The sequence below is a fragment of the Labrys sp. F242 genome, assembly GCF_057813875.1.
Map to the genome: position 1 here is coordinate 347,430 of NZ_JBVASG010000003.1, position 12,934 is coordinate 360,363.

The 12,934-nt window shown below is 62.7% G+C and carries 7 protein-coding genes; all 7 read right to left on the bottom strand.

The features are described 5' to 3' along the window. Nucleotides 1-9: 9 nt before the first annotated feature. The gene (locus ACZYTC_RS21290; RefSeq protein WP_434958521.1) at nt 10-2,550 is read right to left on the bottom strand and encodes a caspase family protein; all 2,541 of its coding nucleotides are present in this window, start codon (nt 2,548-2,550) and stop codon (nt 10-12) included. A gap of 167 nt (nt 2,551-2,717) precedes the next feature. Then, the gene (locus ACZYTC_RS21295) at nt 2,718-5,345 is read right to left on the bottom strand and encodes a caspase family protein (RefSeq protein WP_488990472.1); all 2,628 of its coding nucleotides are present in this window, start codon (nt 5,343-5,345) and stop codon (nt 2,718-2,720) included. Nucleotides 5,346-5,627: 282 nt separating this feature from the next. Beyond that, a complete protein-coding gene (locus ACZYTC_RS21300; RefSeq protein WP_488990473.1) occupies nt 5,628-6,977 on the bottom strand; it encodes a hypothetical protein in 1,350 nt (449 codons plus the stop codon). A gap of 94 nt (nt 6,978-7,071) precedes the next feature. After that, nucleotides 7,072-9,300, bottom strand: coding sequence for an SF1B family DNA helicase RecD2 (gene recD2 / locus ACZYTC_RS21305; RefSeq protein ID WP_488990474.1), 2,229 nt, complete (start codon nt 9,298-9,300; stop codon nt 7,072-7,074). A 92-nt stretch (nt 9,301-9,392) separates the two neighbouring features. Further along, on the bottom strand, nt 9,393-10,622 hold the full coding sequence (locus ACZYTC_RS21310) for an MFS transporter (protein WP_488990475.1): 1,230 nt from the start codon (nt 10,620-10,622) through the stop codon (nt 9,393-9,395). Between the two features lie 207 nt (nt 10,623-10,829). Continuing rightward, on the bottom strand, nt 10,830-11,483 hold the full coding sequence (locus tag ACZYTC_RS21315; protein WP_488990476.1) for an outer membrane protein: 654 nt from the start codon (nt 11,481-11,483) through the stop codon (nt 10,830-10,832). 575 nt (nt 11,484-12,058) lie between these two features. After that, on the bottom strand, nt 12,059-12,712 hold the full coding sequence (locus tag ACZYTC_RS21320) for an outer membrane protein (protein WP_481273156.1): 654 nt from the start codon (nt 12,710-12,712) through the stop codon (nt 12,059-12,061). Between the last annotated feature and the right edge of the window lie 222 nt (nt 12,713-12,934).

Below are 12,934 nucleotides of genomic sequence, written 5' to 3' on the forward strand. Positions count from 1 at the left end.
CCTCGCCCCCTACTTGCCTTGATTGAAGAAGAAATCCTCGCCCGGCAGCGAGCCGTAGGTGAAGGGCTCCTGCTGGCGATCCGTCGCTTTCATCACGTCGTCGCGCACCAGGCGGAAAAGCTTGCCGATCTCGACATTGGGCTTGCGCAGATTGGTGTCGAGCGCGGTGACGAAGGGTGAGTTGCCGCTATCGCCGTCCAGTGCCACCTGGCCGGCCTTGGCGGCGTAGACCACCAGGGACGCCCCATCTGGCTCGACCCGGCTGAGGCCGCGCGTGACGGAGCGGGTCGCGGTCTTCTTGGTCATGGCGCCCTCGAAGGGATTGTTGCGGCAGGCATCGAGAATGACCAGTCGCAACGACTTGGCCCCTTCGCCGGCCGCCATCACCCGATCGAGCGGAACGGCCTCGAACAGAATGTCGCGATCGCTCTTCAGCTTGGCATCGACCGGAATGAGGTAGTTGACGTTGTCGACCTCCATGCCGTGGCCGGCATAGTAGACCACCGCCCAATCGGCCTGCGACGCCTTGTCCGAAAACTCCTGCAGGGCTCGGTTGAAGCCCTGATTGTCGAGGTCCTCCAATAGCGTCACATCGGTGAAGCCTATGCTGCGGAAGGTCTCCGCCAACCTGGCCGCATCACGCTTGGGATTGGGCAGGGGGCTGGTGCCGGTATAGGCGCCATTGCCGATGATGAGGGCGATGCGCTTGCCCATCGCCGCGGGGGCTTGCGCGAGCTTCGGCGTACTGGGTGTGCCTTGCCCCGAAGCATTTGGGTCCGAAGCAGGCGGATTGTTCGTTCCGAATTTCTGGATCACCGCCTGCTTGGCTTTTTCGAGACCGGAGGCGGCCAGCGGATTGGTCGGAAACTGGTGCAGCATCGCCAGATAGTCGGTGGCGGCCAGATCGGGCTGGCCGGAGGCGAGATAGGCATCGCCGCGCTGGCGCAAGATGAAGCTCTTGCGTCCCAGATCGATGGCCTTGGTATAGTCCGCGATGGCCGCGTCGTAATTCTGCTTGGCTGCGTTGGCGAGCCCGCGGGCGTGGAAGGCCTCGGGGGATTGCGGTGTGCTCGACAGAAAGCGCGTCGCGTCGGCAATGGCGCCATCCGGGTCATTGCCATAGGCCTTGGCCATGGCGCGATACATCAGGCTATAGGCGTTCTTGGCTGGATCGGCAGCCAAATCATTGCTCGCCAGATCGATGGCTCGGCTCAGGTCCGCCGTGGCCTCGTCCTTGCGGCCGAGTTCGAGCAGGGCGACGCCACGATTGAGGTAATCGGGGGTGACGGCTTTGCCGCCGGCAACCACAGAGGTGATGTTGTCGACGCTTTCTTGCAGGCGGCCGAGCTTGAGGGCGGCGGAAGCGCGATAGCTCAGGAGTTCGGTCCGGGCGGGCTTCAGGCGCAAGGCCTGGTCGAAATCGGCGATGGCCTGGGCATTGTCGCCCTTGGCGAAACGGGCATAGCCGCGTCCGGAGAAGGGAAGGTCGTCGTCCTGGCGCAGGGCAATGGCTTCGTTGTAGTCGGCGATGGCCTTGTCGTAGTCGCCCTTGAGGTAGAAGCCCCAGCCCCGGTTTGAATTGGTGACGGCAAGCGTATCGGGAAGGAGCAGGTCCCCCACCGCCAGCACGTCGCTGCACGCCTTGATGATGTCATCAGCCGTCTTGGCGCCTCCGCAAAGCTGACGATTGGCCTTGAGATCGGCGGCCTCGGAGATCGGCGCCTCCGCCGCTGCATCGCTGTCGTCCTCGTCCAGCTTCAGCGAGCCGACGATAACGGCGAAGGCATCATAGGCCTCGAACATCTCCACCATCTGATTGCTGTCATTGCCGGTATCGGCATTCCAGCGGATCACCACGCCCCGCGCCGAGCCGTCGGCCGCCTTGATGAAGCGGGCATAGAAACCCAGGCTGTTCTTGGTGCCGAACAGCGCGAAATAGGTCGGGTTCCGCCCGGCTCTTGCCTTGAACAGTTTGGCCTGGACGATCCTGGTGATCTCGGGCGAGGCCTTCATGGCCTCGAAGCGCGCCTCGAACGGCATGTCTCCCGCCGCGAAGGCCTGCAATTCCACGCTCATGTCCCAGCGCGGCGCCCGCAGGCGCAGGCCCGTCGCCGTTTCCTCGCGATCCGGCAGAAGCGAGGCAGGGTAGTTGATGGTCATGCCCTGGGCGCTGGCCGTCTTGAAATCGAGCAGCGCCTGCCGCTTGGCTGCCTTGCTGCGGGCAAGCTTGATCAACTCGGGCGAGGGGATGCCGTCTTCCTGGTATAGCTTGAGTTTTGGAAAGCTCTTGAGGTTATGCGACTGGAAGTTCCGGATCGCGACGAAGGTCCCCTCGTCATAATTGCCCCAGAGGGGAAAATTGACGAGGCTGTTATAGCCGGTGTCCCAGGCCAGGTCGGATTGAAGCAGGCGCAGTTGCGTGCCGCTCAATTGATCGCCGATCGGCTTGGCTTTCTCGAAGCGGGAATAGTCGATGATCTGCGCCGTGGCCGGGGTGGTGATGGCCAGCGTCAGCCCGATCAGGGCGGCAATCGTCTTCAAGCGCAACATTGGGGAACCCCGGATCGATATTTTTGGCCAGAACTTCGGCCGGCCAGGTCGCGGCCGGCAAGTCGAAGGACCTGAGTTTGGGCGTATTCCTGCACCATGGAGCTTCTCGCCACAACCGCAACATGCCGCAGTTCCCTGGAGAACACGGATGATTCACGGCCCGTCCCTCAGCCTGGATTGAAGATGAAGTCCTCGCCGGGCAGGGAGCCATAGGTGAAGGGCTCCTGCTTGCGGTCGGTCGCCTTCATCACGTCGTCGCGCACCAGGCGAAACAGCTTGCCGATCTCCAGCCCCGGCTTCTGCAGGTTGCTGGTCAGGGCGGTGACGAAGGGCGAGTTGCCGCCACTGCCGTCGAGGGCGACCTCGCCGGCCTTGGCGGCGTAGACGACGAGGGTGCCACCATCCGGCTCGACCCGGCTGAGGCCGCGCGAGACGGCACGCGTTGCCGTCTTGCGTGTCATGTTGGCGAGGAAGGGGTTGTTGCGGCAGGCATCGAGAATGACCAGGCGCATGCCCTTGGCGCCCTCGCTGGCGGCCATCACCCGGTCGAGCGGCACGGCTTCGAAGGTGACGTCGCGGTCCGAGGCGAGCCTGGCATCCACGGGCACCAGATAATTGGTGTTGGCGATCTCGATGCCATGACCGGCATAATAGATCACCGCCCAATCGGCACCATCAGCCTGGCTGGCGAAATCCTGCAAGGCGCGGTTGAGGCTGCGGAAATCGGTGTCTTCGGCCAGCGTCACCTCGGCAAAGCCGATCTTGCGCAGGGTGTCGGCGACCTTGGCCGCGTCGTTCCTGGGATTGGGCAGGGCGGCGACATTGGCATAGTTGGAATTGCCGATCACCAGAGCGACCCGGCGGCCGAGCGCGACCTTGGCCTGGGGCGGCAGGGCGGCCAGCGTGGCGGCCTGCGGCGAACCGGCGGCGACTGGGGAGCCATTGCCTTGCGGCGCGCCGGCAGTCGCCACAAGCTTGGCCGCCATCGCCTGCTTGGCCTTTTCAAGGCCCACCATCGCCAGGGCGTTACCAGGCGTGAGGTTGAGCTGGGCCTGGTAATCGGCGATCGCCTGTTCGGGTTGGCCGGTCGCCAGATAGACATCGCCGCGCTGGCGCAGGATGAACAACCGCTTGCGCCCCATGCTGATGGCCTGGGAGAAATCGGCGAGCGCTTTGGCGAAATCCTTCCCGGCGACATCGCCGAGCGCGCGCGCATGGAAGGCTTCGCTGGCCTTGGGATCGATGGACAGATATTTGTCCGCATCGGCAATGGCGCCCTCGGCATTGCCATTGAAGGCCCGGGCGAAGGCGCGATAGACCAAATTATAGCTGTCCGTCTCGATCTTAGCGGTGGCGATGGCCTCGGCCTTGGCGAAGTCCGGCCTGCCTTCATCCGCGCGGCCGAGTTCGGCCAGCGCTTCGCCGCGATTCTTGTAGTCGCCGGCGCCGACCTTGTCTCCGCCCCGCTCGATGGTGAAGTTCAGATCGGCCATGGCCTCCGCCGGCCTGCTCAGCCTCAGCAGGGCCGAACCGCGAAAGGCGCGGGTGTCGATGTCATCGGGATTGAGGCGCAGCGATGCATCGTAATCGGCGACAGCCTTCTGGTAGTCTTCCAGGCCGAAATAGCTGTTGCCGCGATTGGTGTAGTCGGCGGCCGTCGGCGTTTTCTTGGCGATGGCCTGGCTGTAATCCGCCACTGCCGCGTCATATTTCGACTGGCCGTAGCGCACATGTCCACGCTGTGTGTAATAGCTTGCCTGATCGGGATCGATGGCGATGGCCTGGTCGAGATCGGCAAGGGCCAGATCGGCCTTGTTCTGTCTGTTGTAACCGACGGCGCGATTGAACAGGAGGGTCGGCCGGTTTTTCGCCAGCAGGGTGTCGGCCGACAACGCCGCCGTGCATGCGGTGACGATCTCGGCGGCATCCTTTGCCTTGGCGCAGATGTCGAGCTGCCGGTTCAGTTCGGCCGTCGACATCTTGGTGGTGCCTTGCGCGTTCTGTCCAGCCGCTGCTGCGGCATAGGGATTGGCAATGGTCTTCGGCCGGATCGAAAGGGCCATGACGATGGCGGCATTCGTGAAACTGGGCCTTTTCTTGCGATCCCAGCTGGCGATGAAGCCGACGATTGCATCGTCCTTCTGCGCGATGCTCGTATAGAGGCCTTGTTTGGCATCACCGCCGACGATCACGAAACGGGTGGGCTGTGCCTCACCCTGATCATCGAGCATGATGGCGTATTTTACCTTGCCGGCCGCCTTCTTCATGTCGGCGAACATTCGATCGAGCCGCTCGCGCGATCCCGCCATGTTGACCAGTTGGACGATCGCGTCGCCCGATGGCGTCGTATAGCGTGTATCCCCCTTGACTGCCTGCTGTTTGGTCAGCACGCCGGCAGGGTAGCTGATCTTCAGGACGCTGTTTTCCAGGGTCTTGAGATTGGCCGTGCGCCGGATCGAGGCGACGCGGCCGTCCAATTCACTGACCAGGGCCGCACTGGGCGCACCCGTTTCAGGCAGATTGTTGCTGCGTTGATATTGGCGGATGGCCTGGTATGTAGCGTTGTAGAAAATTCCCGAAACAGGGGGAGAACCCCCTTCCGAAAACATGCCGGCCCAGGCCAGGTCTTCCTGTAGATTGGCGATTTGCTGGGCGCTCAACTGGTTGGCCGCCGCCTGGGCCGAGGCGAAGGTGCCCTCCTGGCTTAGCGCAACATGGGGCGCGGCCACAGCAAGGGCCATGAACAGGCAGAGTTTCCCGCTGAGGGAAGCGGCGATCGCCTTCAGTCGAAACATCTCAAGTCTTACCTCGGCCCATACAGCGAGCCGGCAACCCGCTTGAGATCCGTGCCCGCCGGGATCCTCGTCGGCAGGCTTGGAGACGGGGCCGAACTCTGGACCATTTGTTACAATGGATTGGCGTTTGGCAATAATGAAAAGTGCAGACGACGATGCACCGGGACCTATCGTAGCGAAGCACCGTTCTCCGCGAAGAAGGATAGTGGTCTTTTCTTACCGCTGCGCTGCGGGTGGGGCGATAAGGAAGTAATGCGCCGGTTGGTGGACGCGGCCTTTGCTCTATGATTTGGGCGTGCAGCTCAGTGTGACGGTGGCTTTGCTCGGGTCACCGCCGCGTTCCGGAGGGGTGACGCCACTGGCGCGCAGGAAAGCGGTGACGAACAGTCCCTTCAAGGCCGTCGCTTCGCCGTTGGCGGCGGCGAGGCCTGCTAGGGCCCCGTCCTTATCGATCAGGGCGCCAGGTGCGCCTGAGCCCAGCGAGATGCGGCGACTGTCGTCGTTGCCGCCGATCAGCGCCGTGACGGTGGTCGCTGTCGGTGTGGGGCCGGACAGCAGAGCGACGGCCTCGCCTTGTGTCAGGGGCGGCTGCCGCCAGGCGAGAGGCGCCGGGCCGGGGGGTGGGGTTGCTCGGACCAGCGCGACGTCGTTGCCGAGGTCGCCGCCGATCACCTTGGCCGTGGCACCGCCCTGGAGCGTCACTGTCTCGCACCCGGCCACCAGGCCGGCATAGGTCAAAATATCGCCGTTCGATGACACCAGGGTGCCCAAGCCAGTCTTGGCCGCCGTCGAGGCGCCCGACGGCAATGGCACGGGCGGTCCTGCCGGTTTCGACGGCTCGGGGGCCTGAGCCGGCTTGTCGGCGGGCTTGGCAATCGGAGGAGCCTCGGTGGCGGCTGGCTTACCGCTATCGGCCAATTTCATCGATGAGGCCATTGCGATGGAAACGCGGTCGAAGCCGGGGGAAAGCGCCGGGTCCCAGCCGAGCGCGAAGCCGCGTGAATCGGTGTCGGTCTTGACGAAGCGCAGATAGAAGCTCTTGCCGTCATTGCTGCCGGCGACCACCAGGAAATCCGGGCGCAGCAGTGAATAGGTCACCTTGCGACCGGGGCGCTCGGTCTTGAGGCGTGCGAACAAGGCCTCGAAGCTCTCCTTCTCGGCGGGGATGGCGAGAATGTCGAGGGTGACGTCGTTCTTGGGCGTAGCGAAATGGGGACCGTTCTTGCCTTCCGTGCGCGCGGTGGTGAGCTTGGCCGGATAGCCCAGCGTGATGCCGTGCTCGGTGATGGTCGTAAAGCCGTAACGGGCCGTGAACTTGGCGGCGTGCTGGGCAAGAGTGATGCGCTGAGGCGGCGTGAATATGCCGGTTTCCTTGGCCTTGATCCGCTTCTGGAAGGCGCGGATGGCCTCATAGCTGCGCTTGCCCATCTCGCCTGAAGGCAGGGAGTTGAGATCGCCGGTCCAGATCAGGTCCTGCTGGATGGAGGCAAAATCCTCCGCCCCCATCGCCGAGGCGGCTGCCTTGGCCGCTTCGAAGACGGTATCGACGGGAGCGGCCGGTGCCGGCGTGGTGGGCGCAGGCTTCGTCTGGGCGAAGGCATGGCCGGCCCAGACGGCCGAAATCGCCAGCAAGCAAGCGCCAATCGTCCGTATCCGCCGCATTCCTGCTGTCCCCCCTTCGCCCAACTGTCTTTGTATAGCGCTGCGCCACGACAGCAAGCGTTCTTCAGGAAACATTCGGCGTCGGCGCAGCCAGTTTCTCCCGCAGCCGGGTCCAGCGTCGGCGCCCCATGGCATTTTCCGCCGCCAGTCGCAAAGCGCGCTTCTCGGCGACGACCACAACCAGGCGCTTGCCGCGGGTAATGGCCGTGTAGAGCAGGTTGCGGGCCAGCATCGGATAGTGCGCGTTGGAGATCACCACCACCACCGCCGGATATTCCGAACCCTGGGCCTTGTGGATGGTGGTGGCGTAGGCCGGCACCAAGCTGTCGAGCTGCGCGGTGGTGTAGTGGACGTCGCGTCCGTCGAAGGTGACGGTGAGCTGCCCCACCTTCACATCGGTGCGTGTGATGAAGCCGATATCGCCGTTGAAGATTTCGCGGTCGTAGTCATTGTCGATCTGCATGACCTTGTCATGCGGAGCGAAGGTGCCGAATTCGCGCACGATCGCGCCCTCGCGGGTCGGATTGAGGACTTCTCGCAGGGCCTGCGTCAGCGTCTGCGAACCGAGCGGCCCCTTGTTCATGGGGGTCAGCACATGAATGTCCCTGACGGGATCGAGGCCGAAACGGCGCGGCAGGCGATTGGTGACGATGTCGACGACCTTGTTGGCGCCATCCTCGGCCGACGCCATGTCGACGACGAAGAAATCACCCTCATCCGGGCTCTTGGCCCCCTCCGGGACCTCGCCGTGATTGACGGCATGCGCGGCGGCGATGATGCGGCTGGTCTCGGCCTGGCGGAACACTTCGGTGAGCCTGACCACCGGGATGACCTCGGATGCGATGATATCGGCCAGCACCTGACCGGCGCCGACGGAAGGAAGCTGGTCGGAATCGCCCACCAGGACGAGGGCAGCGCGCGGCGAAAGGGCATCGAGCAGAGCGCGCATCAGCTCGATGTCGATCATGCTGGCCTCGTCGGCGATGACGAGGTCGGCATCGAGCGGATAGGCTCGCTGCCGGCGGAAAGTGCCGGAAATCGGATCGATTTCCAGCAGGCGATGGATAGTCTTGGCCTCCTGGCCGGTGCTTTCGGCCATGCGTTTGGCGGCACGACCCGTCGGCGCACACAGCGCGATCGTCACGTCCTTGCGTTCGAGCGCCTTGATGATGGTATCGATGATGGTGGTCTTGCCGACGCCGGGGCCGCCGGTAATGACCAGCAGCTTGGAGGCGAGGGCGGTTTCCACCGCCAGGGCCTGGGCGGGAGCGAGACGCTTGGCTGTGCGCGCTTCCGTGTCCAGCACCGCCTGGTGCAGGTCCTCCTGGCGCCAGGGTGGGTTGCCACCGGCCATTTGCTTCAGCCGCGTGGCGACGGCCTCCTCGGCGTTCCACAACGCCGGCAGGAAGTAGGACGGCGCCCCCTCGATGGTGTCGCCGATGATCGAGCGAGTCTGCAGCAGGCGAGTGGCCGCATCGTTGAAGAGATAGTCGTCGACCTCCAGCACCCGCCCGGCCCGTTCGAACAAGGCTTCGCGCGGCACACCGCAATGGCCGTTGGTGGCGCCTTCGCCCAGCGCCCAGAGCAGGCCGGCGGTGAGGCGCGAAGGATCCTCGCGCTCACGCCCGAGACTGAGGGCGAACTGGTCGGCGGTGCGGAAGTCGAACCCTTTGATCTCGCGTGACAGGCGATAGGGGTCGGCCTTGATCAGCTCGACGGCATTGGTGCCCAGCGCCTTCTGCACGCTGGCGGCGCGCGTCGCGCCGAGTCCATGCTCGGTGAGGAACACCAGGACGTCGCGAAATTCCTGCTGGGCGCTCCAACCTTCCCGGATCAACCGGATGCGCTGGGGCGACAGGCCCGCCACCTCACTCAGCCGGTCCGGTTCGCTGTCGAGCACCTTGAGGGTGTCCTTGCCGAAGGCCGCGACCAGCTTCTTGGCGGTCTCCTGGCCGATGCCGCGCACCAGGCCGGAAGCGAGGTAGCGTTCAATGCCCGAGGCGGAGCCCGGCGGGGTGGTCCGGATGACATCGGCGCGAAACTGTAGGCCACGCTCGGGGTCGACGCTCCAGCGCCCCTCGGCTTCGAGCTTCTCGCCGGGCGCGATCGCGGCGGTGCGGCCGAGCACGGTGGCAAGATCCTTGCGGCCCTTGATCTTTACACGCAGTACCGCAAAGCCGTTTTCGGCATTGTGATAGGTCACTCGGTCGATAACGCCGGAGATCGTCAGCTCTCCGGGTACCTCGTCGGGAGGGGCCGGCTTCGAATCGCGTTTGAAGGATGGCGTGCGCATATCGGCACCATGGGCAGGCCGACGCGACTTGTCGAGGCATGTCGTGTAAGGGTGGATGAGCGGGTAGTGAATGAGGGTCAGGCCGGCCGAACTCAGGCGCTCCTGCTGGGGAAACGGTCGGCATCGCGCAATGGCTTGAACAGGCGCGACCAGGCAAGAGCGACGAGGATCGTGCCCAGGCCGCCCAGCACCACGGCCTCAACCGGGCCGAACAGTGCGGCAGTAAGGCCCGATTCGAACTCTCCCAATTGGTTCGAAGTGCCGACAAACATCGAGTTGACGGCGCTGACGCGCCCACGCATCGCATCGGGCGTGCCGAGTTGGACCAGGGTTGAACGCACCACCACGCTCACGACATCGGCGGCCCCCATGACCACCAGCGCCGGCAGCGAGAGCGCAAACCAGGACGACAGGCCGAAGACGATGGTGGCCAGGCCGAACACTGCGACAGCCGCGAACATCTTCAGGCCAACCCGCCGCTCCAGCGGCCAACGCGCCAGAATCAGGGACATGGACAGGGCGCCGAGGGCCGGGGATGCCCGGAGCACGCCGAGGCCGAAGGCATTCGTGTGGAGAATGTCGCGGGCATAGATCGGCAGCAATGCCGTAGCGCCGCCGAGCAGCACCGCGACCATGTCGAGCGAGATCGCTCCGAGTATGATCGGCCGGCTCCTGATGAAGGAGAAGCCCGAGAACACCGATCTGAGAGTTGCCGGCTCGCGCGCAGATGATGGTGTGAGGATCCGCAGGCGTGAAACCAGGATCGAGGCCAGGCCGTAGAACAAAGCCACGAAAAGATAGGCTGAGCCGGGGCCGATGATATAGAGCAGGCCACCCAAGGCGGGACCGATGATGGTGGCGGTCTGGATGGCGGAGGCCGACAATGCAAGGGCTCGCGGCAATTGGAGGGGGCTGACGATCATTGGTAGCAGAGCGGCTGTCGTCGGCATCTCGAAAGTGCGACAAGCGCCGATCACGACGGCGGCGGCGAAAATGATCGTCGGGCTGATCATGCCCTGCCACGAGGCAAAAGCCAGCGCGGCCCCCGTCAGTCCCGCCACCATCTGGCAGCAACGCACGACCGTACGCCGGTCGAAGCGATCCGCAATGTGGCCCGCCGGAATGGTCAGCACCAGCATCGGCAGGAATTGGCACAGGCCGACGAGGCCGAGATGAAGGGCGGAACGGGTAAGATCATAGATCTGCCAGCCGATCACCACCGAGACGATCTGGAAACAGCCGGTGGAAAGCACGCGGGCCGACCAGAATTGCCTGAAACCGCCATGACGAAGTAGGGAGGGCGTGTCCTGAACGGCGGACATGACGAAGCCTTGAAAGTGATTTGGGAAAATGACTGGAAGTGAGGGTTGCAGTGGCGGCCAATGCGACGGCATTGATGGGGCTTGAGGCTCCTCCCGTATTCTCGCCGTCGCTGCCAGAGCATATGACTGTTTCTAATCAGTGCCTTGAAAAAAGAAAAAGCCCGGACGAACCGGGCTTTTCCTTACGCAATGATCCAGATACGCAGATCAGAACTTGTAGCTCACGCCGAGGTTCAGATCGACAGCGTCGAACTTCACCTTCGTGCGGTTGCCGGCAATGGTGACGCTCTTGTCGCCGAGGTCGATGTAGCGGGCCTCACCACGCACGATCCAGTTCGGGTCGATGGCGTACTCGACGCCGGCGCCAGCGGTCCAACCAACGCGGGTATCGGTCTTGGAACCGATGCCGGCAATGCTGGTCTTGACGTTGCCATAAGCAACACCACCCGTCACGTAGGGCAGGATGTTGTCGAAGGCATAACCGACGCGAGCGCGGGTCGAACCCTGCCATTCGCTCTTGAGGGTGCCGCGAGTGACGATGTTACCGTCGGTGATCGACTTCGACTTCTTGAAGCTCGAGTAGTCGATGTCCGTCTCAAGACCGACGACCCAACCGCCATCGAACTGAGCATTGTAGCCGGCATGCACGCCGCCGATGAAGCCGGCACCGTCGAACTTGGCGCGGTCAACCTTACCCTGGCCGACCAGAGCGCCAGCGTGGACACCAGCGTAGAAGCCGGTCCAGTTGTAGACGGGAGCGACGACCGGAGCGACCGGCTCGACAGCCTGGGGAGCCAGGTCGGCAGCGAAGGCCGAGGTCGAGGTGAGAAGGAGAGCCGCGAGGGCCAAACGCATTTTCATTACTAGAGCTCCAGAACGGAAATTCAGTGTGGGAGCATATAAACAGAAACCATCCAGGGAGTCTGTAGCATTCCGGTCACAGTGCCAGACAAACGAATTGGGTTTGGCTGGAATTTCCACAAAGGCCGAAGATTTTTTTTCGAACCCGTATGGTTAAAATTTCATGTATTTTAGGATTTTTGTTTTTAAATCACAAAGATTCGAAAATATTTTGAAATTGATATCGATGTTATTTGAGAAATTATATGGGGCGTGCATGGGAGGGCGGTAATGCAAATCTAAGTATTGTCGGCGTCGCTGCCCTCCGCATTCACTTAGTGCTGTAGATAATGCCCTGCCCCCCCAATTGGTGCTCACCGCTGCGTACCGTCACGGCCTCGTTTCAGATCAGGCAAATCGCACTTTCTTTCGGCCACTTGACAATAGGAGGTCTCGATAAATTTGCGGATGAAAAGCGGGGCTTTCACCGTGCCTGTCGGCAAGTAAGTCCAGATAGCCTTGTTTCGAGGAGTGCTACAAAGAAAAAGCCCGGCTTTCGCCGGGCTCTCCCTTACGCAATGATCCAGATACGCGGATCAGAACTTGTAGCTGACGCCGAGGGTCAGGTCGGTGGAGTTGAACTTCACCTTGTGGCGGGTGCCACCGAAGGTGCTGTTCTTGTCGCCGAGGTCAACATAACGGGCTTCGCCGCGGACGATCCAGTTCTGGTCGATGGCGTACTCGACGCCAGCGCCAGCCGTCCAACCAACGCGGGTGTCGGTCTTGGAACCAACGCCGGCAATGCTGGTCTTGACGTTGCCGTAGGCAACACCACCCGTCACGTAGGGCAGGATGTTGTCGAAGGCATAACCGAAGCGAGCGCGGGTCGAACCCTGCCACTCGTTCTTGAGCGTGGCGCGAGTGACGATGTTGCCGTCGGTGACCGACTTGGACTTCTTGACGCTCGAATAGTCGATGTCGGTCTCGAGGCCGACGACCCAGCCGCCGTCGAACTGGGCATTGTAGCCGGCATGCACGCCGCCGAGGAAACCAGTGCCATTGAGCTTGGCGCGGTCAATCTTGCCCTGGCCGATGGCCGCACCGGCATGGACACCAGCGTAGAAGCCGGTCCAGTTGTAGACGGGAGCGACGACCGGAGCGACCGGCTCGACAGCCTGGGGAGCCAGGTCGGCAGCGAAGGCCGAGGTCGAGGTCAACAGAAGAGCCGCGAGGGCCAAACGCATTTTCATAGTTCGATACTCCAAAAAACCGGAAATCACAGTGGCTGGATATAAGCAGAAAGCGTTGACGGAGTCTGTAGCGTTTTCGCCACACCGGCTTTCGAACTGGTGACAGGTCCGCGCAGATTTCAAGGCAAAAATAAGACAGGCGTGATGACCTCGGATAGTTAAAATGCAATTAAATAACTTCCATGATCATAAAATTTCTCCCAATAAAATTCTTTTTTTATA

What these genes read in the sequence shown, in the direction of transcription:
- ACZYTC_RS21315 (WP_488990476.1), bottom strand. Translation starts at nt 11,483, where the DNA reads ATGAAAATGCGTTTGGCCCTCGCGGCTCTCCTTCTCACCTCGACCTCG.
- recD2 (WP_488990474.1), bottom strand. Translation starts at nt 9,300, where the DNA reads ATGCGCACGCCATCCTTCAAACGCGATTCGAAGCCGGCCCCTCCCGAC.
- ACZYTC_RS21290 (WP_434958521.1), bottom strand. Translation starts at nt 2,550, where the DNA reads ATGTTGCGCTTGAAGACGATTGCCGCCCTGATCGGGCTGACGCTGGCC.
- ACZYTC_RS21295 (WP_488990472.1), bottom strand. Translation starts at nt 5,345, where the DNA reads ATGTTTCGACTGAAGGCGATCGCCGCTTCCCTCAGCGGGAAACTCTGC.
- ACZYTC_RS21310 (WP_488990475.1), bottom strand. Translation starts at nt 10,622, where the DNA reads ATGTCCGCCGTTCAGGACACGCCCTCCCTACTTCGTCATGGCGGTTTC.
- ACZYTC_RS21320 (WP_481273156.1), bottom strand. Translation starts at nt 12,712, where the DNA reads ATGAAAATGCGTTTGGCCCTCGCGGCTCTTCTGTTGACCTCGACCTCG.